This is a genomic window from Serratia proteamaculans (assembly GCF_008830365.1).
GTDB lineage: Bacteria > Pseudomonadota > Gammaproteobacteria > Enterobacterales > Enterobacteriaceae > Serratia > Serratia proteamaculans.
The window spans coordinates 232987-255929 of sequence record NZ_WBKI01000005.1 but is presented as its reverse complement, the minus strand read 5'-3'; the positions used below and the strand labels follow the sequence as shown (position 1 = coordinate 255929).

The 22943-nt window shown below is 53.9% G+C and carries 24 protein-coding genes and 1 other RNA gene; 11 read left to right on the top strand and 14 right to left on the bottom strand.

Translation table 11 applies throughout. The annotated features are described in order from the left end of the window. Window positions 1-27 precede the first annotated feature (27 nt). The gene (locus F8R23_RS18620; protein ID WP_115183963.1) at window positions 28-480 is read left to right on the top strand and encodes a GNAT family N-acetyltransferase; all 453 of its coding nucleotides are present in this window, start codon (window positions 28-30) and stop codon (window positions 478-480) included. Window positions 481-519: 39 nt separating this feature from the next. Here F8R23_RS18620 and F8R23_RS18615 read toward each other — a convergent pair whose 3' ends face one another. From F8R23_RS18615 to F8R23_RS18585, 7 genes are all read right to left on the bottom strand, one after another. Beyond that, window positions 520-1800, bottom strand: coding sequence for a DUF3300 domain-containing protein (locus F8R23_RS18615; RefSeq protein ID WP_151415889.1), 1281 nt, complete (start codon window positions 1798-1800; stop codon window positions 520-522). A gap of 167 nt (window positions 1801-1967) precedes the next feature. Then, window positions 1968-2720, bottom strand: coding sequence for a MipA/OmpV family protein (locus tag F8R23_RS18610; protein WP_151415888.1), 753 nt, complete (start codon window positions 2718-2720; stop codon window positions 1968-1970). Between the two features lie 51 nt (window positions 2721-2771). Further along, window positions 2772-5873, bottom strand: coding sequence for an efflux RND transporter permease subunit (locus F8R23_RS18605; protein ID WP_151415887.1), 3102 nt, complete (start codon window positions 5871-5873; stop codon window positions 2772-2774). Between the two features lie 13 nt (window positions 5874-5886). Then, window positions 5887-7065 carry an efflux RND transporter periplasmic adaptor subunit gene (locus F8R23_RS18600; RefSeq protein ID WP_390901306.1) on the bottom strand — a complete coding sequence of 393 codons (1179 nt, stop codon included), beginning with the start codon at window positions 7063-7065 and terminating at the stop codon, window positions 5887-5889. 233 nt (window positions 7066-7298) lie between these two features. Beyond that, complete coding sequence (locus F8R23_RS18595) at window positions 7299-7979, bottom strand: helix-turn-helix domain-containing protein (protein ID WP_129938955.1); 681 nt, start codon at window positions 7977-7979, stop codon at window positions 7299-7301. 160 nt (window positions 7980-8139) lie between these two features. Continuing rightward, window positions 8140-8520: a Spy/CpxP family protein refolding chaperone gene (locus tag F8R23_RS18590; RefSeq protein WP_112348566.1), complete on the bottom strand. Its 381-nt coding sequence runs from the start codon at window positions 8518-8520 to the stop codon at window positions 8140-8142. 201 nt (window positions 8521-8721) lie between these two features. Then, window positions 8722-9669: a LysR family transcriptional regulator gene (locus tag F8R23_RS18585; RefSeq protein ID WP_165367318.1), complete on the bottom strand. Its 948-nt coding sequence runs from the start codon at window positions 9667-9669 to the stop codon at window positions 8722-8724. Window positions 9670-9794: 125 nt separating this feature from the next. Between F8R23_RS18585 and F8R23_RS18580 the strand changes: the two genes are divergently transcribed. From F8R23_RS18580 to F8R23_RS18570, 3 genes are read left to right on the top strand one after another with little or no spacing between them, the layout of a single operon-like run. Beyond that, a complete protein-coding gene (locus F8R23_RS18580; protein ID WP_129937432.1) occupies window positions 9795-10448 on the top strand; it encodes a DUF3313 domain-containing protein in 654 nt (217 codons plus the stop codon). Between the two features lie 40 nt (window positions 10449-10488). Beyond that, entirely contained in the window at window positions 10489-10836 is a 348-nt protein-coding gene (locus F8R23_RS18575) for a DUF3302 domain-containing protein (RefSeq protein WP_112348568.1), read from the top strand. Between the two features lie 9 nt (window positions 10837-10845). After that, window positions 10846-11982 carry an HlyD family secretion protein gene (locus F8R23_RS18570; protein WP_151415885.1) on the top strand — a complete coding sequence of 379 codons (1137 nt, stop codon included), beginning with the start codon at window positions 10846-10848 and terminating at the stop codon, window positions 11980-11982. 274 nt (window positions 11983-12256) lie between these two features. Here F8R23_RS18570 and F8R23_RS18565 read toward each other — a convergent pair whose 3' ends face one another. After that, window positions 12257-12766 (bottom strand): hypothetical protein, encoded by a 510-nt coding sequence (locus F8R23_RS18565; RefSeq protein WP_129937430.1) that lies wholly within the window; start codon window positions 12764-12766, stop codon window positions 12257-12259. 346 nt (window positions 12767-13112) lie between these two features. Here F8R23_RS18565 and F8R23_RS18560 point away from each other — a divergent pair, with 346 nt between their 5' ends. Further along, window positions 13113-13460: a DUF6404 family protein gene (locus F8R23_RS18560; protein WP_129937470.1), complete on the top strand. Its 348-nt coding sequence runs from the start codon at window positions 13113-13115 to the stop codon at window positions 13458-13460. A 436-nt stretch (window positions 13461-13896) separates the two neighbouring features. Here the strand turns inward: F8R23_RS18560 and ssrA are convergent. Both ssrA and smpB read right to left on the bottom strand, forming a co-directional pair. After that, window positions 13897-14277, bottom strand: a transfer-messenger RNA (tmRNA) gene (ssrA, locus tag F8R23_RS18555). A gap of 49 nt (window positions 14278-14326) precedes the next feature. Beyond that, window positions 14327-14809 carry an SsrA-binding protein SmpB gene (gene smpB / locus F8R23_RS18550; RefSeq protein WP_085118380.1) on the bottom strand — a complete coding sequence of 161 codons (483 nt, stop codon included), beginning with the start codon at window positions 14807-14809 and terminating at the stop codon, window positions 14327-14329. A 161-nt stretch (window positions 14810-14970) separates the two neighbouring features. Here smpB and F8R23_RS18545 point away from each other — a divergent pair, with 161 nt between their 5' ends. Further along, complete coding sequence (locus F8R23_RS18545) at window positions 14971-15405, top strand: type II toxin-antitoxin system RatA family toxin (protein WP_020828273.1); 435 nt, start codon at window positions 14971-14973, stop codon at window positions 15403-15405. After that, entirely contained in the window at window positions 15398-15682 is a 285-nt protein-coding gene (locus F8R23_RS18540) for an RnfH family protein (RefSeq protein WP_112348572.1), read from the top strand. Before F8R23_RS18545 ends, F8R23_RS18540 begins: the two co-directional genes overlap by 8 nt. Window positions 15683-15796: 114 nt before the next feature. Here the strand turns inward: F8R23_RS18540 and bamE are convergent, their stop codons facing one another. The 3 genes from bamE to nadK all read right to left on the bottom strand — a co-directional run bounded on the left by bamE (window position 15797) and on the right by nadK (window position 18875). Beyond that, window positions 15797-16135: an outer membrane protein assembly factor BamE gene (gene bamE, locus F8R23_RS18535; RefSeq protein ID WP_012146393.1), complete on the bottom strand. Its 339-nt coding sequence runs from the start codon at window positions 16133-16135 to the stop codon at window positions 15797-15799. Between the two features lie 113 nt (window positions 16136-16248). Then, window positions 16249-17910 (bottom strand): DNA repair protein RecN, encoded by a 1662-nt coding sequence (gene recN / locus F8R23_RS18530; protein WP_165366400.1) that lies wholly within the window; start codon window positions 17908-17910, stop codon window positions 16249-16251. An 86-nt stretch (window positions 17911-17996) separates the two neighbouring features. Further along, entirely contained in the window at window positions 17997-18875 is an 879-nt protein-coding gene (nadK, locus tag F8R23_RS18525) for an NAD(+) kinase (protein ID WP_085118374.1), read from the bottom strand. 124 nt (window positions 18876-18999) lie between these two features. Between nadK and grpE the strand changes: the two genes are divergently transcribed. After that, a complete protein-coding gene (gene grpE / locus F8R23_RS18520; protein ID WP_017893731.1) occupies window positions 19000-19572 on the top strand; it encodes a nucleotide exchange factor GrpE in 573 nt (190 codons plus the stop codon). A 51-nt stretch (window positions 19573-19623) separates the two neighbouring features. Here the strand turns inward: grpE and ung are convergent, their stop codons facing one another. Continuing rightward, window positions 19624-20307, bottom strand: a complete 684-nt coding sequence (ung, locus tag F8R23_RS18515; protein ID WP_112348575.1) for a uracil-DNA glycosylase — start codon at window positions 20305-20307, stop codon at window positions 19624-19626. Between the two features lie 345 nt (window positions 20308-20652). Here ung and grcA point away from each other — a divergent pair, with 345 nt between their 5' ends. The 3 genes from grcA to F8R23_RS18500 all read left to right on the top strand — a co-directional run bounded on the left by grcA (window position 20653) and on the right by F8R23_RS18500 (window position 22933). Further along, window positions 20653-21036, top strand: coding sequence for an autonomous glycyl radical cofactor GrcA (gene grcA, locus F8R23_RS18510; protein WP_112348576.1), 384 nt, complete (start codon window positions 20653-20655; stop codon window positions 21034-21036). A 186-nt stretch (window positions 21037-21222) separates the two neighbouring features. Continuing rightward, window positions 21223-22185 carry a Tle-like phospholipase domain-containing protein gene (locus F8R23_RS18505; protein ID WP_129937428.1) on the top strand — a complete coding sequence of 321 codons (963 nt, stop codon included), beginning with the start codon at window positions 21223-21225 and terminating at the stop codon, window positions 22183-22185. Next, window positions 22178-22933 carry an ankyrin repeat domain-containing protein gene (locus F8R23_RS18500; protein ID WP_129938959.1) on the top strand — a complete coding sequence of 252 codons (756 nt, stop codon included), beginning with the start codon at window positions 22178-22180 and terminating at the stop codon, window positions 22931-22933. The genes F8R23_RS18505 and F8R23_RS18500 overlap by 8 nt, the downstream gene beginning before the upstream one ends. Window positions 22934-22943 lie beyond the last annotated feature (10 nt).

Sequence of the window (22943 nt, the reverse complement as noted above, 5' to 3'; positions counted from 1 at the left end):
GCATGAAAACTAACCTCAGGAACGGATATGAAGATGATTTCGGTGCGTCAGTTACCCGAGTTTAAATCTCAGGCGATTCGCTACTTCCAACAACATTGGGCCACGGAAGAGACCCTGATGATGTATGAGGATGCCATCACCCGATGCATTGGCGCGGTCAATCCGTTGCCGCAGTGGTATTTGTTAATGGATAACGAACAAATTCTGGGCTGTGCTGGGCTGATCACCAATGACTTTATTAGCCGTGGTGAACTTTATCCCTGGCTGTGTGCGCTGTATGTGGAGCCGCAGCACCGCGGGCGCGGTTATGGCTCACAACTGATTAATCATGTGGCGGAGGAGACGCGCAAGTTCGGCTTCCCGCAGTTGCATTTGTGCACCGATCTGGAAGGCTACTACGAGAAACAGGGGTTTGCCTTCAATGGGCTGGGCTATCACCCCTGGGGTGAGGCTTCGCGAGTGTATACGCGGACATTGTGAAAAGCCCGACATCTGCTGTGGACTGTTGTCTGAGTGCGATTACAGCCGGCGGCGATGATTATTCCCGCCGAAGAGATGTCCATCCCCCCACGAGTGGTTTAGCGCGGTGGAAAATGCCGGGTGGGATGCGCCATCGCTGAAGGGACGCACATCACGCTCACGTTGGAACTGGGGTTGATGCACGGAGGACAAGCGCACCGGTCCGGGGGCCAGATGACGTTCGGATTGCAATCCGCTGCTGCGCTGGGGCAGGGCATGTTCGAGATGACGTTCCGGCTGGCGTGTCGTGGTACGCACTGGGCCTGCGTAACGCTCGGCATTGCGATGCGGATCGAAGGTCGGTGAACGGAGATCCTGATGATCCAGGGGCGTGACATGCCGTGGGGTAAAGTTGCTGCGCGCCGGTAAGAAGTGCGGTTCGCTGAAGGGCGCGCGTGGTCCATATCCGTTGTGATGCCAACCGTTATTGCTGATAAAGGTCCGGTTGTTATACACCACTACCGGGCTGCCGCCCCAGTGCACACCCCAGTTATTATCGAACATCGACCCGACCATGACCCCGGCGGTAAAGCTGATCAACCCGGTAGCCACCATGTCACTGGTGCTGTAAGCCGGTGGTGGCGCATAGCCCGGATAGTAGGCCACTGGCGGATTGCCATAAACGGCGGTGCCGTAGCTGGGCACATATACCACGCTTGGCTGAGCCGGTTTGATGACGATGGTTTGGGTCGGTGCAGCCAGGGTTTTATTGGCCGCAGTCGCGGGCGTGCCTGCCGCGTTATTAGCGGTAACGATAACTTGCTGTTGTGCGTTGCTTTTCAACGCACCACTGTTGCTGGCGCGTTGGCGCAGTAGCTGAACGGCGTTCATCACGTCGCTCGGATCCTGGCTATAAGCACTGCCCAGTGCCTGAGTCCAACCCGGATTCTGTGCCATTTGCTGCAGCACGCCGGGGAAGGTCACCATGGCTTTTACCGCCGGCGCCCAGGGCTGCGCATTAACTGCCTGCGTCAGTGCGCTGCCGGTCAGGCTTTTGTTTTGCAGCAGCCAGGCATTGGCGGCGGTAACCTGATCGGGCGTGGTGCTGGCTGCCAGGACCTGTGCCAGCAAATTATCCGGGAACAGGGCGATCGGACCGAGCAGTGAGTACAACTGCTGAGTGCTTGCGGCACTCTGTGGTAGGCCGCTATTTTGCACCAGTGGTACCGGCGCGGTGGCAGATGACGAAGACGGCGGTGCAGGGCGGTCTTGCGCTTGGTCGCAACCACTCAGCGCCAGCAGTGCCATCAGAACCCAGGGTAATTTTTTCATGTTGAACATGCGATGCTCCTCTTGTTGAGCCGAGGATCTCTTGAGCCATTCAGGGGGAAGCGCCGACCTGGCTGCGGCGTTTAACGCCATTCCCCGCTCAGTTTCTCGGATGCCCCAGAATCCCATGTTCACTCATTGGGCGATATTTAAACCGGGTCCGGAATCGGACCGCCGGGTCAGAAGCGGTAGGTCGCGCCGGTCCATAGCATGCCGCTGCCGCTTTTATCCACCATCGGGCTGTCGGTGATGCTGTTCGCCAGGTGGGTATAACGCCCGGTGATAAAGGTCGTCCATTGCGGGGTCACCTGGTAGCTGGCTGACAGTTCCAGATAGGGCGACCAGGACGAACCGGCCTTATAAGCAGAGAGTCCGCTGCGCGCCGACTCATCGGAAGAAACGCCATAGTAGTAATCATTGGTTTTGCCGTTGCTGTAGGTGACGCCAACGCCGGGCCGAAGTTGCCAATCACCGCGTTCGATCGGGTACAGATAGGCGACGTCGCCGGTAAAGCCGTTGCTGTTGTTCAGCATATCGGTCGCCAGCTCGGTACGGAGGGTGCCCCAACTGGCCTGGTGGCGATAGCCGATACCGCCCATCATGGTGGCGTGACGGTTGTTCAACTGTTTCATGGCGTCGTTGTCGCTGTCGGAGGCCTTGAAATGCAACGGAGAATAGTAGGCGTTCAGGCTGAGTTGATTCTGCTGGTCCTTCCACAGATAGGCTCCGGCGCTGAGCCCCTGCACGAAGAAACGGTCACTGTCATAACCGATCACCGGCAGTGGCATTACCCGGTCCTGTTCCCCCTGATAAGGGCTGGGGCTGACCAACACCGACGCACCCAATGTCCACGGGCTTTGCGCCCAGGCGGGGTGGCTTAAGCAACCCGCGCTCAGCAGGATCCAGGTTAATTTCTGTTTTTTAATCATCATGAGGCCTTTTAAAAAAGTGCGGGCCAAAGCGGCCCGCCAGGGTTAATCGGGTTATTTACGGCCGAAGCGACGTTGGACGACAACGAAGAATACCGGGACCAGGAATATCGCCAGCAGGGTGGCGCTGATCATGCCGAACATGACGCCGGTGCCGACTGCGTTCTGCGCGCCGGAACCGGCACCGCTGCTGAGAACCAGCGGCAGCACGCCAAGGATAAAGGCCAGCGAGGTCATCAGAATCGGACGCAGACGCATGCGGGTGGCTTCAAGGGTGGCGGCAATCAGCGGTTTGCCCTCTTTCTCCATCAGATCCTTGGCGAATTCGACGATAAGAATGGCGTTTTTGGCTGACAGGCCAATGGTGGTCAGCAGGCCGACCTGGAAGTAAACGTCGTTATTGAGGCCGCGTAAGGTGGCCCCCAACAGCGCACCGACCACGCCGAGTGGCACCACCAGCATCACGGCAAACGGGATGGACCAGCTTTCATACAGCGCCGCCAGGCACAGGAACACCACCACCAGCGAGATGGCGTACAGCGCGGGAGCCTGGTTGCCGGAAAGTCGTTCCTGATAAGACATGCCGGTCCAGTCATAGCCGATGCCCTTCGGCAGTTTGGCCGCCAGTTTTTCCATCAGCATCATCGCCTGGCCTGAACTGCGCCCTGGGGCTGGTTCACCCAGAATTTCCATCGAAGGCAGACCGTTGTAACGCTCCAGGCGTGGTGAGCCGTATTCCCAGTGCGCGCTGGCAAAGGCGGAGAACGGTACCATCTGGCCGCGGTTACCCTTCACGTACCATTGGTTGAGATCGTCCGGCAGCATGCGGTACGGCGCATCGGCCTGCACATAGACCTTTTTCACCCGACCGCGATCGATAAAGTCATTAACGTAGGTGCCGCCCCAGGCGGTGGACAGCGTCTGGTTGATGTCGTCAACCGAAACCCCCAGCGCCTCGGCCTTGGCCTGATCGACATCGACCTTGAACTGCGGCGTGTCCTCCAGGCCATTCGGACGAATTTTGGTTGCCACGTTAGGGTATTTGGCGGCCATAAACAGCAACTGGTTACGTGCCTTGGTTAACGCGGCATGGCCGAGGCCGCCGTTGTCGATCAGCTCAAAGTCAAAGCCGGTAGCGGTGCCGAGATCGGTAATCGCTGGCAGGTTAAAGGCAAAGGCGATGCCTTGTTTGATCGTGTGGGCAAAGTCCATATTGGCGCGCTTGATGATCGCCTCAACCTTGTTTTTCTCCCCCGGACGTTGGCTCCAGTCCTTCAGGCTGACAAACGCCAACCCGTTATTTTGGCCGTTGCCGTTAAAGCCGAACCCGGCAACGGTGAAGACCGAATTGACGTTAGCCTTCTCCTTGTTCAGGTAGTAGTGGGTTACCTGCCCCAATACGTCCTCGGTGCGTTGCTGGGTGGCGCCGGCCGGCAGTTGGATCATGTTCATGAATACCCCCTGATCCTCGTCGGGCAGGAAGGCGGTGGGCAAGCGGATGAACAACAGCGCCATACCAATCACAATCAGCAGGTAGATCAGTAGCATACGACCGGTATGGTTGAGGATATTGCCGATGCTGCCCTGATAATGTTGGGTGCTGCGTTCGAACAGGCGGTTAAACCAGGCGAAGAAGCCGGTTTTAGGCACGTGCACGCCGGGTTTCAACAGCGTGACGCACAGTGCCGGAGTCAGGATCATCGCCACCAGTACCGACAGCACCATGGCGGAAACGATGGTGACTGAAAACTGGCGATAGATGGCGCCGGTTGAGCCACCGAAGAACGCCATGGGAATAAATACCGCCGACAGCACCATAGCGATGCCCACCAGTGCGCCCTGGATCTGTTCCATCGATTTCTTGGTGGCTTCCTTCGGCGGCAGTCCCTCTTCGGACATTACACGCTCGACGTTCTCTACCACCACGATGGCATCATCCACCAACAAGCCAATGGCCAGCACCATGCCGAACATCGTCAGGGTGTTTATCGAGAAGCCAAAGGCCGCCAGAATGGCGAAGGTCCCCAGCAACACCACCGGCACCGCAATGGTCGGGATCAGCGTGGCACGGAGATTTTGCAGGAACAGATACATCACCAGGAACACCAGGATGATGGCTTCGATCAGCGTTTTCACCACTTCACCGATCGAGATTTTAACGAACGGCGTGGTGTCATACGGATATACCACGTGCATCCCGGCCGGGAAATAAGGTTCCAGACGACCAATTTCAGCCTTCACCGCGTTGGCGGTATCCAGCGCGTTGGCGCCGGTGGCTAATTTAATCCCCAGCCCGGCGGCCGGTTTGCCGTTGTATTCGGCGCTGGTGGTGTAGTTTTCGCTGCCCAGCGCAATGCGTGCAACGTCACGCAGATGCACTTGAGAACCATCCTGATTGACGCGCAGCAGGATATTGCCGAACTGCTGCGGCGAACTGAGGCGGGTTTGGGCAATGATCGATGCGTTGAGCTGCTGCCCCGGTACCGCCGGCAGGGCGCCGAGCTGGCCACCGGCAATCTGGTTGTTCTGCGCCTTGATGGCACGGACCACGTCTTCGCTGGTCAGTTGGTAATTATCCAGCTTGTTGGGATCCAGCCAGATGCGCATGGCGTATTGCGCGCCGAACAACTGTACCTGACCGACGCCGCTGGTACGGCTGATCGGGTCTTTGATATTGGCGACCGCATAGTCCGCCAGATCGGCCTGCGTCATGGCACTGCTGTCGGAAGTGAAGGCGGCCACCATCAGGAAACTGCTGGAGGCCTTCTGCACGTTAATCCCCTGATCCTGCACGGTCTGCGGCAGCAGCGGCATCGCCAGTTGCAGCTTGTTTTGCACCTGTACCTGAGCAATGTCCGGATCGGTGCCGGTGGCAAAGGTCAGGGTGACCGTGGCGTTACCGGCGGCGTCACTGTTGGACGACATGTACATCAGGCCGTCCAGGCCATTCATATTCTGCTCAATCACCTGGGTGACCGTATCCTGCACCGTCTTGGCGTCGGCCCCCGGGTAGCTGGCAGTGATACTGACCGCCGGTGGCGCGATGGTGGGATACTGGGCGATCGGCAGCTTCATGATGGACAGGGCACCGGCCATCATGACGATGATAGCGATGACCCAGGCAAATATCGGGCGGTTGATAAAGAAATTAGACATGCCTTGGCGCCCCTTAACCGTGATACACGTCAGACAAGGCCTGGGCGGTGTCCGGCGTCTCTTCCGTTGCCCGCACCTTCATGCCCGGCTTCAGGCGCATCAGGCCGCTGACGATCACTCTGTCGCCGGCCTGCAACCCCGACGTCACCAACCATTTGTCGCCGATCGCCTGGCTGGCGTTCACCTGGCGCAACTGCGCCTGGTTGTGGGCGTCGACAATCAGCGCTGTGGCTTCGCCGCGCGGGTTGCGAGTGATACCTTGCTGCGGCACCAATAGCGCGTTTTTCTGCTGCCCCTGGTCAATCTCGGCGCGGACATACATGCCGGGCAGCAGGCTATGCTGCGGATTAGGGATGATGGCGCGCAGGGTAATGGAACCGGTGCTTTGGTCAACGGTGACGTCGGAGAATTCCAGGGTGCCGGTAGGCTGATAGCGCTGGCCGTTATTCAGGATCAGGCTGACCGGCACTTTGCCGCCGTTGTGGGTAATGGTACCGGAGGCGATAGCCTGTTTAAGCTTGAGGAAATCGTCGCTGGACTGGGTGACGTCGACATACATCGGATCCAATTGTTGTACCGTCGCCAGCGCGCTGCTCTGGCTGGAGGTCACCAGCGCACCTTCGGTGACGCTGGATTTGCCGATGCGCCCGGAGATTGGTGCAATAACCTTGGTGTACTGCAGGTTGATGCGTGCGCTTTCCAGTGCTGCGCGGGCGGCAATGACGTCGGCATCGGCCTGCCTGGCTTGAGCCACGCTGGTGTCGAATTCCTGCGGGCTTACGTAGTTTTTGGCCCGCAGCGGTTGCTCACGCTTTACGGTCAGATGCGCTATTTCGCTGCTGGCCTGGGCCTTTTTCAGATCGCCCAGCGCGCTGTCGCAGGCGGCCTGATAGCTGGCCGGGTCGATCTGATACAGCGATTGGCCAGCCTGCACGTCACTGCCTTCGACAAACTGGCGCTTGAGGACAATACCGCTGACCTGAGGCCGGACTTCCGCCGTGCGGTAAGCGTTGGTGCGACCCGGCAGTTCTGTTTTTATTGCCAGTGGCTGAGAGCGCAAGGTGACTACACCGACCGGATGCGGCGGAAGCTGTGCAGATTTGGGATTTTGATCCTTGCAGCCGGTAAGCAACAGACCGCCGCACAGCAGCAGACTGCCGGTTAAGCATAATGCGTATTTGTTCATGGTTATCCCGTTGGCCAGAAGGTATAGCAACGCGCTCTGGCGGCTGATTAAATACAGAAAGAGATTGATTGCGGTGTATTTTACGGAATAATTACGGCGGAAAGAGTCCGAATTCGGACCGGATAATGATGGGCATAGGATTTTATTACTCTATTATTGCCACTGTGTGTAAGCAATAAGAAAGCTAGAAAGAAAATATCAGTAGTGTCCGTTGCCGCTGGCATCCCCAGCGGCTTTTTTTAATAACGCTGAGGCAAATTAAACACCTGAGTAAGGTGGCCTTTCTCCATGGCAATATAACCGCCAGTCTTCAAGTCACTCAAACATTTTAATATGGTGCTGCGCGCCAGTGTGGTGCGTTCCTGAATATACCTCAATGCCGAATAGTCGAGCCGTGTGCTTTCTGGTGCATTGATCAATTCCAATAGCTTGCCGCGGATGGCGTCATAAGCATGGTTATTCAGCAAGTGCAGGTCTCGCAGGCTGGCGAAATGCAGTTGATAAGCCAAAATGTGCGAAACGTCGGCCCATAACATGGGGTGCTGGTCGAGCTTTTGCAGCACCTTGCTGCCTGCCACCACATGGATCTCACAGTCTTTTTCCAGATGCAGATAGGTTTGTCCCACCGGGTGCAGCAGCTCCGCCAGGCCGATGATATGCGGTGCGTAGATGGTGGTCATCAGCAGGTCGTCCGACTGACGATGCAGGTTGACCGCCCCCTTCAACAGCAGGAATACCTGAGGGTTTTTACCGCTGAACTGGCGTGAGCGTCTGGCGGTCACTTCGACGGCCTCGGGTTTCAGCTCCGCCATCAGACGAGCAATGATGTCGCTCGGCTTATGCGGAATGATTTTTTGCAGAGCATCATTGAAGTGGTCGTTGCCTGGAGCACTCCCGGCTGCATGCGGCTTGTCTGTCACCTTGATTCCCCGTTAATCAGCGCGTTAGCTTGTAGTCTATGCGTGTTGTACCAGCTGAGTATAGGGGAGGCTGCTTAATTCGGGGAATTAAACGTTCTTTGCCCTGGGCGTAACCCACTGCCGGGGGAATGACTGGCAGTGGGTATACCTGGGGATGGGGTTACTTGATCATTTTTTGCAGTTTGGTTTTCTGTTCTGGCGTCAGGGTTTGCATCACGTCAAACAAGTAGCGGTAACGGATATAGTCCGCCTGTTGTTGATAAATGCCCATTTCGGCAATGCGCTTTTTTACCGTTGGCTCGTCCCACTGAGAGGAGTTAAGCACTTTCAGAATGGCTCCGTTGTCGACCTTATCCGTTTTGATGCTGTCGAGCTGCAGTTGTGCCTTATCGCGAATAACATGTATTTCCTGGCGCTGTGTTTGGCTCAGATCCAATACACCGGCCAGACGACTGGCGCTTTGCAAGCCTTCGGCGGCAAAGACAGAACCGGCGGAAAATAAACACATGCCGGCGATCAGCATTTTTATTCTTTTTTTCATTATGTACTCCTTATATTTGTCTCATGGCAATATTACGCATTATTTTAAATTCAGTGCGGTTGTGAATGTTTCAAAATATATTTAAATTTTATGTTTTTATTTAATTTCATAAGGTTGCGACAAGAGTCCGAAATTGGACTCTTGGTTTATTTAAATAATATATCGGGAGTGGTAGCCGTATGCGTTAATGGATGCTGGTGGTTAGACCAATCGATGTTCGTGCAGCTTAATGGTATTCATGATGCTGTCCATCATCACCTGCACCCGGTGGGGTAACACGCCACGTTGGCGGTAAATAAGATACGCCTGCATATCGATGCAGCGTTCGCGCTCAATGCAGGGCAGCAGTGAACCGGACTCCAGCGCCGAGGCCACCGAGTAGTAAGGGGCATAAACAATGCCCAGCCCCTGCTTGGCTAGCTCAATCGCCGGCAGAATATTGTCGCAGATGCTGGTGCCGTTGACCGCTACATCGACCAACTGCCCGTGCGAGTTGTAACAGCTCCAGGTATTACGGCTGCCGCCCAACACTCGCAGGGTAATGCAGCGATGCTGTGCCAATTCAGTCGGCTCCACGAGCGGAGAGTTGGCGATATAATCCGGCGATGCAAACAGCCCCATCCGGAAGCGGGTCAGTGGTCGGGCGATCAGGCTTTCATTCTGCGGCTGGAAGAAGCTAATCAGCAGATCGCAGTCGCTGTCGAAAACCGCGCCATATTTTTTCTCTCGTTCATCCGGATTGCGGGTCACCAGGTCGACGATCAGTTCGGGTGACTCGCGCAGTAACGGCGGCAGTAGATAACGGGTCAGGAATGAATGGATGCCGATCGGTGCGCCAAGCGTCACCATGCCATTCAGGCTTTGTTTGTAGGTGCCGGACATATCGAGCAGGTCGTTATGCTCATCCAATAGCTGAGCGGCGCGGCGTAAAAACTGTTCACCAAACTCGGTCAAAGACAGCGTTCGTGGGCTGCGTAGAAATATCTCCAGGCCAAGTCGCCGTTCCAGCGCCGTCAGGGTGCGCGACACATTGGATTGCGGCATATCCAGCAGCTGTGCCGCCTTGCTGACGCTGGCGCTTTCGGCGATGGTGCGAACGATCCTGAGTTCGTCGATCCTGAAGTCTTTTGCTTTCACGCGGTGAGCCATTCTGAGTTTGTATATCAAAAATGATATACATTTTTGCCGGTATTGTCATATGACTTATCACTGACCGGCGGGTATTATTTTGGTCAATTATTTGCTATGCATTAAAATTGACATGGAAGATTATAATGAAAAAAACCTGCGCGATAATTTTACCCGTGGCGTTAACATTGACCGCCTGCTCATCATCGGTCACTGAAAAAGAGAAATACTCGACGTTTCTGCCTAATTATAATGATATTACCAAGAGCCAATCGGCCTCCGGTAAGGACGTATTATATTGGAAGGATAAGAACGTTGATTTTTCCAAATATAAATATCTGGTTTACCAGCCGATGATCTATTTCCCACGGCCAAAACCTAGCGAGATGGTGAGCCAGCAGGCGCTTGATAATATTCTCAGTTACACCAACGGGCAGTTCAAGCAAGCTATGGGGTCGCATTTTATCCTGGAGGATGTACCGCGTGAAAACACGCTGATTTTCCGTGGGGCTATCACGGCGATCGACACGCAGAAGAAGGGGCTACAGGTGTATGAGGTACTGCCGATTACGCTGCTGGTTGCCGCAACGCAAAGCGTAACCGGCCACCGTACCATGGAAAGCGCCGTCTATATGGAAGGTGAGTTTATCGACGCTTCAACCAACCAGCCGGTAATCAAAGTGGTGAGGAAGGCGTCCGGAGAGAACCTGAATAATGAAAAGTCGCAGTTAAAAGTGGCCGATGTGAAAAATGCCATAGATACCATTGCCAGTGATATTAAAGAATATAAGACGTCATAGACGTCGGTAGTTAGTTTAGCCTTATTAACCAGGGTTTCGCATGTTTCTAGATTACTTCGCTTTAGGCGTATTGATCGCCGTGTTTTTAATTCTGTTTTACGGCGTGATCATTATCCACGATATTCCTTATCTGCTGGCCAAGAAACGCCAGCACCCGCATCAGGATGCTATCCATGTGGCAGGCTGGGTCAGCCTGTTTACTCTGCATGCCATTTGGCCACTGTTATGGATTTGGGCGACCCTATACCGGCCGGAACGGGGCTGGGGAATGAGCGACAAAGCTGAGCAACCTGATGTGTTGCAGGCACGAATTAATCGGCTCGAAAGTGAATTGCAGCGTATGCAGACGCAGGTTGCAGCTCAAAGCTCGTCGTCCAATAAAGGTTAAGCAAACAGTATGGATCTCTTAATTATCCTCAGCTACGTCGCGCTGAGCTACGGCGTATTCAAACTGTTCCGTATTCCGGTCAATAAATGGACGGTGCCGACGGCGGTGCTTGGCGGTATTTTTATTGTTGGCGCCTTAATCCTGGGCATGAACTACAACCATCCTTATACCTACCGGGCGCAGAAGATCGCGATATCCGTGCCGATCGTCCCGCAGGTCTCGGGGATGATTGTTGAAGTCACCGATAAAACCAACGTGTTACTGCGTAAAGGGGAAGTTCTGTTTCGCCTTGATGATACCCGCTACCGCGCCCGATTTAACAAACTGCAGGCGGAGCTTGCCGGTGCGCAGGCGGATGTACGTGGGCGCCAGGCGACATTGAATGAGTCTGCCGCGAATGTTCAGCGGGTAAATGCCGAGTATGAGCGTGCCCGCAAGGATTATCAGCGCTATGCCAAAGGCGCGACCATGGCGGTCAACCCTTTTTCTGAGCAAGACATCAGCCATGCGCAGCAACAATACCAGGCGCAATCCGCCGCGTTACAGGCCGCCAGGGCCCAGCATCAGCAGGCGAAGGAACAGCTTTCGGGCCACTACAACGGTGAAGATGCCCATATCGCCAGCCTGAAGTCACAAATTGCAGAGGCCACTTATAACCTGGAACAAACCACTATTCTCGCACCCAGCGACGGTTATGTTACCCAGGTACTGGCCAGGCCGGGCACCACCGCAGTGCGTTTGCCTTTCAAGCCGGTGATGATTTTTATTCCGCAGCAAAAACGGCAGGTGGTGGCGGTATTCCGGCAAAACTCGATCCTGCGTTTAACCGAGGGCGATAAAGCCGAAGTAGTATTTAACGGCTTGCCGGGCAAAATCTATGGCGGCTCGGTGACGCGGGTGTTGCCGGTGGTACCAGACGGCAGTTACCAGGCCAGCGGGGCATTGCAGGGGTTAAATGTCGGCGCCCAACAGGAAGGGGTTTACGTGATGATTGATCTGGCCCCCAGCAAGGAACTCGACAAACTGCCCGATGGCGTGACGGCACAGACTGCGGTGTATACCGAGCACTTTGAGCATCTTTCCATTATGCGTAAAGTCCTGCTGCGCATGACCAGTTGGATGCACTATCTCTATTTGGATCACTAGCCGTTATCTGTTTACAGACACGAAAAAGCCCGCAACGTGAATTGCGGGCTTTTTCGTGTCGTGCTGGGGGAATCTGAATAACTTGATTAGTTTATTGTAATCATTGATAAAAATTGAGTTCAGATTTGTTGGGTATACCTAAATGTATACCAATTATAAAAGTGATATCTTTCTGTGAATTCTTTCCAAGCAAATATTTCAATGCAGAACGAGTAGGGCAAACTACCGTGAGCAAGTTTGGAAGAGTGGTCTCATCTATGCCTGATCACATCTTTTAATTAGCAAAACTCCCAGATTGAAAAATAACCTTTTGTCGGTAACCCGTTTCTTCTATCACGCGGTAGGTATCGCCCGATTTGCTTTCAACAAGACTACTGGCGGTCATTGATATGTTGTTTTCTTCGTAGGCAATTTGACAACTAGCATGGTCGAAGAAGCTCCGCAGGTAAGGTTTTACCTGCTCAAAAACCTCTTGCTGAGGGCAACTTACATAAAAGGTGACAATGTCTAGTTGGTCGGTCATCTCTCGATACAGGTCAGCGATGAAGTAGGTCTCTGTAAACTTGGGTGATGTGAATACCAGGATATCGCCAGTCCCTACCGCAATTTCGTCAAAATAGTAATCGCATAGACCACAAAGATTAAGATTGATGTGCATGGCCTCCAGCGCTGCTTTTAAATCTTCATTGGGGAAGAAAGGGCCGTACTCGTCAGGGCAACATGTCCAGTCAGTCATAGAGACACAGACAGTAAAAACTGTGCTTGGTATTTGTGCTGTCATCATCAATCCTTGGGGATGGTTATTAGTAGTAAGTTACGGCAAAGCTGCCAAGAAAAAAAGATTTATAGAAAAACTGGTCATACTGTTCACTTTTTATTTTAGTTGTTTAAAAACAATAAATTAACTGGTGATTGGTTGGTGATCAGTTTACCCTGACTGGTCACTTACCGTGAACAGTCAGCCCAAAAATGCAAATACCGGCCTGAGCCGGTTCTAGAAGTGTTTCTGACGGTAAGATCTGCCTTGCTACAGGAGGGCTGAACGTTCATTCATTTTACGCTATGGCTGACTCTGGATAAGGCATATTATTAGACGGTCTTTATAGATACCCAATGAAAGGATTCGGATGATGGCATTTGAAGATAAGAAGAAAAAGGCAATAACCCTGATGGAAGATAAAAAGATGTGGCGGAGCAATTATGCGCCGCCGATCTTGCGCCTGTTTTGGAAGATGGGAGGTAAAATGCCACCTCCACCGTTCGCCCCCTTCTGGCTGAATACGTTGTTCTTTACCGTCTGGTTTGGCCCTCTTTGGGGCATTCTCATGTGGTTTAGTCGCTGGAAAAATGAAGGTGTCACTGTACCAACCGCGGTATTAAACGCCCTCTTTGCCGGTTTGCTGTTTGGTTTATTCATGGCGTTAATCCACTCTTGGCGCAAGCGGGCCAACAAGCTGCCTGACTGGAAGAGTCTCTAATAAGGCAATAATCTGAACGCCAGAAAAAAGAATTTTAGAAAAACTGGTCACAGTGTTCACTTTTTGATTTGGTTGTTTAAAAACAATCAATTAACCAGTGATTAGTTGGTGATGAGTTTACCCTAACTGGTCACTCACAGTGAACAGTCAGCCCAAAAATGCAAAACACCGGCCTTAGCCGATTATTGAGTTGCTTCTCATGATGATGTCGGTGATTCTGCTGTGGCGCAATTTGAGCGGGATCTATTGCTTGAGTGACCTGCCCCCAGGATTAGATACAGCGCTCACTTAGTAATGGGCCTAAAAGGTTCGGATTTAATGAGTTCTCTTCGGACTTCGCGGGACAAATTGAAGGCACAAAAAAGCCCGCAGGGCTTGCGCCTTGCGGGCTTCTAGGACTTCGTTGGATGGCTCTGGTAACCATCAACCAAGAATTTGGTGGAGCTGGGGGGATTTGAACCCCCGTCCGGAATTACTACACCGTCGGCACTACATGCTTAGTCCAATCTTCACATTCGCCGGTCAGCTGCGGATGGACACGCCACTAACAAACTAGCCTGATTGGGTTTAACGCTTCAGCCCCAGGCAGGACATCCACGCGATCTCTTTTGGGTTTGACCTCTCTTGATCCCCGTCCTAAGAGCGGAGGCTAGGGAGAGAGGGAATCTTCAGTTTCTTAGGCTGATTAAGCTGCTAAAGCAGCAGATTCGAATTGCGAGTCGTTTGCAATTATTTTTTTTGCGGCTTTTAACGAGGCAAACCGCCCCTCGGCATGCTCCTAAGGCCTCACAATCCCGTCGAATCCAGAATCAGCCCCAAGTTACGTCGCGCAGTATAACAGAAGTTTATCCCGTTAAGCCAGAGGCTTATCGGTTGGCGTGCTTCATGATACGGGATTTCGCCGTCTGCCATTCACGATCTTTGATGTCATCGCGCTTATCGTGTTCTTTCTTACCTTTAGCTACGCCGATTTTGATCTTGGCCCAGGCATTTTTCCAATACATGGACAAGGCAACCACGGTGTAACCGTCACGGTTTACACGGCCGAGCAGTGAGTCCAGCTCACGCTTTTTCAGCAGGAGTTTACGGGTACGTGTCGGATCGCAGACCACATGAGTAGAAGCTACGTTGAGCGGTGAGACAGTGGCGCCAAACAGGTAGGCTTCACCATCGCGAAAAGTCACGTAGCTGTCACTGATGTTGGCTTTGCCGGCACGCAGCGATTTGACTTCCCACCCTTGCAGAGACAGGCCCGCTTCGAATTCTTCCTCAATGGCGTATTCGAAACGCGCACGCTTGTTTTGCGCAATGGTGGCAGAGCCGGGTTTGTGTGCTTTTTTCTTTGTCATAGTGTGTTCATTATACTGGATGCGTCAGCGAAAGAAATCCTTTCCCGCTCAGCACCTGCGCAATTTTTCGCATTTTTGGCCTCTGTGTTGCATAGCAGATTTTTTGTTTGCCGATAGATAAATGGTATGATTTGTATGTTTTGTGTCTCACAGGAAATGATATGCCCCAGATCAGTCGATCTGCGTTAGTGCCATTCAGCGCCGAGCAGATGTATCAGTTGGTTAACGATGTTCATTCTTATCCCGATTTTCTGCCAGGTTGCACCGGTAGCCGGGTGATTAACGCGTCCAACAATGAAATGACCGCCGCGGTGGATGTTGCCAAAGCCGGTATCAGTAAAACTTTTACCACGCGCAACACGCTGCTGGATAACCAGAGCATCAATATGCAGCTGGTTGACGGTCCGTTCCGCAAGCTGATGGGGGGCTGGCATTTTACGCCGCTCAGCCCGGAAGCCTGCAAGGTTGAGCTGCACCTGGATTTCGAATTTACCAACAAACTGATCGAGTTGGCGTTCGGCAAGGTGTTTAAAGAGCTGGCGGGTAACATGGTGCAGGCATTCACCCAGCGGGCGAAAGAGGTTTACAGTGTCTGAGATACGGGTCGAGGTGGTTTACGCCTTGCCGGAACGTCAGTATCTGCGCAACGTCACGTTAGCCGAGGGCAGCAGCGTTGAGCAGGCGATTACCGCCTCCGGGCTGCTGGAGCTGCGTGGTGACATTGATCTGCAAAGTAACAAGGTGGGCATCTATAGCCGACCGGCCAAGTTGGGTGATGTGCTCAATGATGGCGACCGGGTGGAAATTTATCGCCCCTTGCTTGCCGATCCCAAAGAGCTGCGCCGTCAACGGGCAGAGAAGGCAAAAAAATAAGGCGCTGAGTGCGCCTTGTTTTTTATCAGAATTTTATCTTCCGAGTTACAGCCTGGTACTGTCATGAAGAACTTGACGCGTCCCTCACGGGCCGGACGATAGTTCCTGCGCGGATTACTTGGTCAGCGCTGGCTTGTTCTGAATATCGGTCAATACACCCGCGCTGTTAAAGGTCAGCGTCAGGGTTTGCTGGGTGATATTTTCATGACCAGGTTGCTGGCGGAACACATAGAACCACGTCTGAGTACCGAACGGGTCCTGCAACATTGGGGTTCCCAATGTATAAGCGACCTGTTGCTGGGTCATACCTTTTTGGATTTTAGCTACGTCGGTTGACGTCAGGTAGTTCCCTTGGTTGATGTCAGGCCGGTAAACCACCTTCTCAAAAGTAGAACAGCCTGCAGTCAGCATCACAAGAACCACAGCGGCGGCAGTCAGCGTTTTACAGCGCATAGTAATCACATTCCTTTAGGGCATAGGATGCCGATGATAATAGACCTTGCAGCAGTTGGAAACCTTTACAGGGCCCCAATATGACCTCAGGAAAGTAAAAAAGTTGAGCTTTTCTATGCAGCAAGCAGTTCTTTTGCGTTTGCCAGGGTGTTTCGGGTGACTTCACTGCCGCCGAGAAGGCGCGCCAATTCTTGCAAACGGGCACGTTTATCCAGGGGGGACATCTGTGTTTCGGTTTCGGTGCCGTCGGTCTGTTTGCTGACAAACAGATGCTGATGCCCACAACCTGCTACCTGCGGCAAGTGAGTAACGCACATCACCTGGGTTGATTCCCCCAACTGGCGCAGCAGGCGGCCGACGATGGCGGCGGTTGGGCCGCTGATACCTACGTCCACTTCGTCGAAAATCAGCGCCGGTGTTTCCATCTTGCGGGCGGTAATCACCTGGATTGCCAGCGCGATGCGTGACAGTTCGCCGCCAGAGGCTACTTTCGCCAAGGCCTGCAGCGGTTGGCCCGGGTTGGTGGAAACGCAGAACTCGGTGCGGGTCGCCCCTTCAGCACTCAAATATTGCGGCTCGAAGCGAACATCAATGTTGAATTTGCCGTGTGGCATGGAAAGCGCCTGCATGCTGTCGGTAATCAACGTAGTCAGTTCGGCGGCATAATGCCGGCGTTTCTGATGAAGTTGCTCTGCCAGCAACAGCGCTTGCTGATGATGCAGCGTGACCGCCTCGGCCAGGTGTTCGTGGTCGTTTTCTTGCTGTGACAACAGTTGTTGTTCATCCAGCATTTGCTGGTGCAACTGTGGCAGTTCCTCTGGTGCGACGTGGTGTTTACGCGCCAGGTTAATTTGGCGCGACAGGCGCTGCTCCAGTTCTTGCAGGCGGTTTGGATCCAAATCCATGCGATCGGCATAGTGGCGCAGTTCATCGCTGGCCTCACTGATTTGGATTGACGCCTCTTCCAGCATATCCAGCAGGCCACTGAGCTTTTCATCCATACTCACCAGCTCAACCAGCAGGTGTTTGGCGGTGTAGAGCTGGCTCAGCATATTGTTTTCTTCGCTATCGGCCAGTAATTGCAGGGTTTGCTGGCTGATGGTCAGCAACTGACCGCTATTGGCCAGTCGTTTGAATTCGTTATCGATTTGTTCAAACTCACCTGCCTGCGGCGCAAACTCGTTCAGCTCTTTCAATTGGTATTGCAGCAGCTGTTTGCGTGCGTCACGCTCGATGGACTGTTGCTGATGGTGAGCCAGTTCGCGACAGCTTTGATGCCAGCGCTGGTAAGCCTGCTGCATTTGCGCCAGCAGGGCAGGTTCGTCGGCGTAGGCGTCTAGCAGTTGTTTTTGGTGCTCAGGCTTGAGCAATAACTGGTGGGCATGCTGGCCGTGGATTTGAATCAGGCGCTGGCCGAGCTCACGCAGTTGCGAAAGCGGTACGGCGGTACCGTTGATAAAGCCGCGTGAGCGGCCGTCGGCGTTGATCACCCGGCGCAACAGGCACTCATTGCTGTCGTCCAGCTGGTTCTGCTCGAGCCACTGTCTTGCTGAAGGAGTGTCCGCCAGTGAGAAGCGAGCGCAGATATCGGCACGGGCGGCTCCCAATCGAACGACGTTACCGTCGGCGCGATTACCGAGGCACAGCCCCAGCGCGTCGATGGCGATCGATTTGCCGGCGCCGGTTTCACCGGTAATCGCCGTCATACCCGGTTGAAAATCAATTTCCAACTCACGAACGATAGCAAAATTGCTGATGGTCAATTGCGCCAGCATGGGAACCTTCCTGTGTATAAATACATAACTGTAGTTTCATACAGTATAGACTGGTTTTATATACAGTAAAGAGGCTGGCGCAGTTTTTAGAATAATTTTTTTGACCAGCCCAGTTTTGTGCTTAACGTGTTGAAATAGCTGTAGTCCTTTGGATGAATAAGATTCAAATGGAAATCACTACGGCGTATTAATACCTCTTCACCTTCTTGGATCGGCAACGCGATTTGACTGTCGCAGCTGATTTCCAGATCGCTGCCAATTTGCGAAAACTTCAGCCGGATGGTGCTGTTGCCGTTGATCACCAATGGGCGAGCCGAAAGGGTGTGTGGGAACATCGGCACCAGCGCGATGGCCTCCAGCGAGGGCGTCAGGATCGGCCCACCGGCAGAGAGTGAGTAGGCGGTCGAACCGGTCGGGGTGGCGATGATCAAGCCGTCGGAACGCTGGGAGAAGGCGAAGCGATCGTCGATATACACTTCGAACTCAATCATGTGCGCCACTTTACCGGGGTGCAACACGACTTCGTTGATCGCGGTGCTGATGCGGCACTGCTGGTTCTCTTTGTGTACGATGGTTTCCAGCAGGAAGCGCTGTTCATCGATGTATTCGCCTTCCAGCACGTCGGCCAATTGCTGCAATGCGTTGTCAGGATCGAGATCGGTCAGGAAACCGAGATTACCGCGGTTAACACCGATCACTTTAATGTCGTAGCGTGCCAGCACGCGCGCAGCGCCCAGCATATTACCGTCGCCACCGACCACCACGGCCAGGTCGGCCTTTTGGCCAATCTCTGCCAGGCTACCGGTCACGGCGTCTTGCAGCCCCAAATCCTTGGCTATCTGCCGTTCAACCATCACTGAATAGCCTCGGGCGACCAACCAGTGAAATAACATCTCATGCGTTGCCAGCGCCGAAGGGTGACGCGGGTGGCCAACAATGCCAATACAGGCGAATTTTTTATTCATTGTTGTGATTTTCCTCACCGGGACCAGTTTATGCCCCACATTGTGACCGGTTGACTTGAAACCCCGGTTTTGATCCCCATAATAAGCCAAGTTGCGAGATTAATGCTAAAACGCGGAGATATTCATGAGTAGTAAAGAACAGAAGACGCCAAACGAGCAAGTCTCGGAAGAAATGGAACAGCAGGAAGTCTTGCCGGAAGCGGCTGAGGGCGTCGATCTGCGGGATGAGCGCATTGCTGAGCTGGAAGCTCAACTGGCCGAAGCCCAGCAGCATGAACGCGACAGCCTGCTGCGTGCCAAAGCGGAAATGGAAAACGTCCGTCGCCGCACCGAGCTGGATATTGAAAAAGCGCACAAATTTGCTCTGGAGAAATTCTCCGGTGACCTGCTGCCGGTGCTTGATAACCTGGAGCGTGCGTTGGATTTGGCGGATAAAAACAATCCGGAACTGACGGCGATGATCGAAGGTATCGAACTGACACTGAAGTCCCTGCAGGACGTCGTGCGTAAGTACGGTATCGAAATCGTTGGCGACACTAACGTGCCGTTCAACCCGGAAGTGCACCAGGCGATGAGCCTGATGGAATCTGCCGATCACCAGCCAAATCACGTAATGATGGTGATGCAGAAAGGCTATACGCTGAATGGTCGTCTGCTGCGCCCGGCGATGGTTGCGGTTTCCAAAGCCAAGGCTTAAGCGAAATTAAGTAAAGAAAAGGCACCTTCGGGTGCCTTTTTTGCGTCTGAATCAGGCCTGCGGCAGTTGCGGCAACCAGTCGATAGGCTTTAGCCCCTGTTGCTCCAACAACTGGTTGGCCTGCGAGAAGTGACGGCAGCCGAGGAAACCTCGGTGGGCGGAAAGCGGCGAAGGGTGTGGCGCTTTCAACACGTGGTGACGGTTGCTGTCGATAAAATTGCCTTTCTTCTGGGCATGCGCGCCCCACAGCAGGAACACCACACCTTCGCGATTTTCATTCAATGCGGCGATCACCTTGTCGGTAAAGGTCTCCCAGCCCAGCTTGGCATGAGAGTGTGCCTGGCCGCCTTCAACTGTCAACACCGTGTTCAGCAGCAGCACCCCCTGTTCTGCCCAGCTTTGCAGGCAGCCGTGGCTGGGGCGCTCAAAACCCGGGATATCCGTTGCCAGCTCTTTATACATATTCACCAGCGAAGGAGGCGCAGGCACGCCAGGGAGCACCGAGAAAGACAGACCGTGAGCCTGATTCGGGCCGTGATAGGGATCTTGACCGAGGATCACCACCTTCACGTCCGCCAGTTCGGTATAACGAAAGGCGTTGAACACGTCTTTTTGTGGTGGGTAAATGGTCTTACCGGCCTGGCGTTCAGCGGCAACAAAGGCAAGCGTTTCATGAAAATAGGGCTGCTCTTTCTCCTTGCCGATGACATCATGCCAGGTGAGGGAGGTGGACATAAACGCTCTCCTTTGTTTTCGTTAACAATTCACTGGGTATAGCTTACCGTTTAGCTCCACACAGTGAAACCCGCTTTTATCCTGGCGTTATCGCGACAGATGCAAAAATTGTTGATAATTTACAAAAATAATTGCGAAGTGCTTTGTGGGGAAAATTGACATAAAACATAAACTTGCCCCTTGTCGCCGTGTGGGTACCCCGTGAAAATTGACTTTAATCAAAGAATTGCCCCGGCCAGACTGGTATACAGAACAACAAGACAACAATGGTTTTACCAAATGGCCGAAACCAGGATTGGTTTTTTCTCGAAGTAGAATTTTTCGCCCTTGTACGGAGGCAACAAAATGATTACTGGTATTCAAATCACGAAAGCGAACGACCAGGCGCTACTGAACTCTTTCTGGCTGCTGGATGATGAAACATCCGAAGCCCGCTGCGTTTGCGCTAAAGACAAATACACAGAAGACCAGGTCGTACCGGTCAGCGATCTGGGCCAGATCGAGTACCGCGAAGTGCCGCTGGAAATGCAATCTACCGTGCGCGTGGAAGGGGGGCAGCACCTGAACGTGAACGTACTGCGCCGTGAAACGCTGGAAGATGCGGTTAAGCACCCAGAAAAATACCCGCAATTGACCATTCGTGTGTCCGGCTATGCGGTGCGTTTCAACTCGCTGACGCCAGAACAACAACGTGACGTGATTACACGTACCTTTACAGAAAGCCTGTAATTACCCGCGTGGTTAATAAGGGAGCTTCGGCTCCCTTTTTTATTGCTGTACTCGCCAGAAACTGAACCCGGATCACATTCCTCGCAAAGATAATCGCCCGAATTACAGAACTGCTCCGACCTGCCGATAGCTAAAGCAGCACCCATTGGGGTGCGGCATAGATAAGTCTATCGACAAGGAGTCGGCATGAGTATGTCTTTGAGTTTTACCTCTGCGGTCAGTTCCGCGGCCATCCAGCCCCCAGTGGCGCGCGCGTTGCCCGAACCACCGAGTTCACCTCAGCTAACAGAAACCCCACCGACCAAGGCCCCGGCGGCCACGCTTTCCACTAACAGCCTGAATGCACAGCACCTGCTGAATACGCTGGTGAGCGATATGTCGGCCGCTGCACCGGTGGCTGCAAATCAGGGCGTGACACGTGGGCAGCAGTCCCAGCAAGGGGACTATACGTTGGCGTTATTGGCTAAAGATGTTTACAGCATCACCGGCCAAGGTGTTGACGGATTTAGCCGGTTGAGCGACAGCGCTTTGCTCGGCGCAGGCATTGATCCCGCCAGCCTGCATGACTCGGCATCGGGTTTTCAGGCCGGCATTTACAGCGATAATCATCAATATGTATTGGCCTTCGCGGGTACCAATGATATGCGCGACTGGCTGAGCAATGTGCGGCAGGCAACCGGCTATGATGATGTGCAGTACAATCAGGCGGTCGCGGTTGCCAAAAGCGCCAAGGCGGCGTTTGGTGATGCGTTGGTGATTGCCGGGCATTCGTTAGGGGGTGGCCTGGCGGCAACGGCGGCGCTGGCGACCGGCACGGTGGCGGTCACCTTTAACGCTGCGGGCGTGTCCGATTACACGCTGAACCGTATGGGGATCGATCCGGCAGCGGCGAAACAGGATGCGCAAGCCGGAGGCATCCGCCGTTACAGTGAGCAATACGACATGCTGACCGGCACGCAGGAATCCACTTCGCTGATCCCGGACGCTATTGGGCATAAAATCACGTTGGCCAATAACGACACTCTGAGCGGCATTGACGACTGGCGGCCAAGCAAACATGTGGATCGTAGCCTGACCGCGCACGGTATCGATAAGGTGATCGGTTCGATGGCGGAGCAAAAGCCCTGGGAGGCGAAAGCCAATGCCTGACAGGCGACGAGTACGGCAGGCGTTAATTATCGCCATGCTGCTGCTGACGGCGATCGCCGGTTTGCTGATGATGGCTAAGGAACAACAGATGAATCAGGATATCTCTCCGTTTAACGGACACGGCAATGCGGCGCTGGCTAAGGCGGTGGCGCGCGGTGATGTGCAGAGTATTGCCGAACAGGCCACGCAGGGGCGACTGCGCGAGCAGGGCGACCGTCAGGTCACCTTGCTGCAATGGGCGATACTGTCGCAGCAACCGTCAAGTCTGGGCTCACTGCTAGAGCTGGGGGCCGATGCCGCCACGCCGGGGCTGGATGGCAACAGCGCACTGCATACCGCCGCGGCGGTGCAGGATCCGCAGTATTTGCGGTTGTTGCTGGAGCAGGGTGTGGCGGTTAACCCGCGTAATGCGGTAACCGGTGCCACGCCGTTGGCGGCTGCGGTATTGGCGGGACGAGAGGAGCAACTGCGGTTGTTGTTGGTCTCTGGGGCGGATGTTACGCTGAGCGATCGGTTGGGGGATACACCTTTGCACGTAGCGGCAAAAATCAATGCACCGCAATTGGCGTTGATGCTATTGCAGGCCGGGGCCGATGCAAAAGCCCGTAACCAGCAGGGAGTGACCTTCCAGTTCTATTTCTCACAGACGCCGACGTCGTTGCAAAGTGAAGACATGCGCGATCGTTACCGTCAACTGAATGCCTGGCTGAAAGCCCATCAGCGGGCGACGCATTACGTGCAGCCGTAACGGGTATAAA

What these genes read in the sequence shown, in the direction of transcription:
- F8R23_RS18605 (WP_151415887.1), bottom strand. Translation starts at nt 5,873, where the DNA reads ATGTCTAATTTCTTTATCAACCGCCCGATATTTGCCTGGGTCATCGCT.
- bamE (WP_012146393.1), bottom strand. Translation starts at nt 16,135, where the DNA reads ATGCGCTGTAAAACGCTGACTGCCGCCGCTGTGGTTCTTGTGATGCTG.
- F8R23_RS18580 (WP_129937432.1), top strand. Translation starts at nt 9,795, where the DNA reads ATGAAAAAAACCTGCGCGATAATTTTACCCGTGGCGTTAACATTGACC.
- F8R23_RS18590 (WP_112348566.1), bottom strand. Translation starts at nt 8,520, where the DNA reads ATGAAAAAAAGAATAAAAATGCTGATCGCCGGCATGTGTTTATTTTCC.
- F8R23_RS18615 (WP_151415889.1), bottom strand. Translation starts at nt 1,800, where the DNA reads ATGTTCAACATGAAAAAATTACCCTGGGTTCTGATGGCACTGCTGGCG.
- F8R23_RS18570 (WP_151415885.1), top strand. Translation starts at nt 10,846, where the DNA reads ATGGATCTCTTAATTATCCTCAGCTACGTCGCGCTGAGCTACGGCGTA.
- F8R23_RS18500 (WP_129938959.1), top strand. Translation starts at nt 22,178, where the DNA reads ATGCCTGACAGGCGACGAGTACGGCAGGCGTTAATTATCGCCATGCTG.
- smpB (WP_085118380.1), bottom strand. Translation starts at nt 14,809, where the DNA reads ATGACAAAGAAAAAAGCACACAAACCCGGCTCTGCCACCATTGCGCAA.
- F8R23_RS18610 (WP_151415888.1), bottom strand. Translation starts at nt 2,720, where the DNA reads ATGATGATTAAAAAACAGAAATTAACCTGGATCCTGCTGAGCGCGGGT.
- grcA (WP_112348576.1), top strand. Translation starts at nt 20,653, where the DNA reads ATGATTACTGGTATTCAAATCACGAAAGCGAACGACCAGGCGCTACTG.
- nadK (WP_085118374.1), bottom strand. Translation starts at nt 18,875, where the DNA reads ATGAATAAAAAATTCGCCTGTATTGGCATTGTTGGCCACCCGCGTCAC.
- F8R23_RS18560 (WP_129937470.1), top strand. Translation starts at nt 13,113, where the DNA reads ATGGCATTTGAAGATAAGAAGAAAAAGGCAATAACCCTGATGGAAGAT.
- ung (WP_112348575.1), bottom strand. Translation starts at nt 20,307, where the DNA reads ATGTCCACCTCCCTCACCTGGCATGATGTCATCGGCAAGGAGAAAGAG.
- F8R23_RS18565 (WP_129937430.1), bottom strand. Translation starts at nt 12,766, where the DNA reads ATGATGACAGCACAAATACCAAGCACAGTTTTTACTGTCTGTGTCTCT.
- F8R23_RS18505 (WP_129937428.1), top strand. Translation starts at nt 21,223, where the DNA reads ATGAGTATGTCTTTGAGTTTTACCTCTGCGGTCAGTTCCGCGGCCATC.
- F8R23_RS18545 (WP_020828273.1), top strand. Translation starts at nt 14,971, where the DNA reads ATGCCCCAGATCAGTCGATCTGCGTTAGTGCCATTCAGCGCCGAGCAG.
- F8R23_RS18585 (WP_165367318.1), bottom strand. Translation starts at nt 9,669, where the DNA reads ATGGCTCACCGCGTGAAAGCAAAAGACTTCAGGATCGACGAACTCAGG.
- F8R23_RS18575 (WP_112348568.1), top strand. Translation starts at nt 10,489, where the DNA reads ATGTTTCTAGATTACTTCGCTTTAGGCGTATTGATCGCCGTGTTTTTA.
- F8R23_RS18620 (WP_115183963.1), top strand. Translation starts at nt 28, where the DNA reads ATGAAGATGATTTCGGTGCGTCAGTTACCCGAGTTTAAATCTCAGGCG.
- recN (WP_165366400.1), bottom strand. Translation starts at nt 17,910, where the DNA reads ATGCTGGCGCAATTGACCATCAGCAATTTTGCTATCGTTCGTGAGTTG.
- grpE (WP_017893731.1), top strand. Translation starts at nt 19,000, where the DNA reads ATGAGTAGTAAAGAACAGAAGACGCCAAACGAGCAAGTCTCGGAAGAA.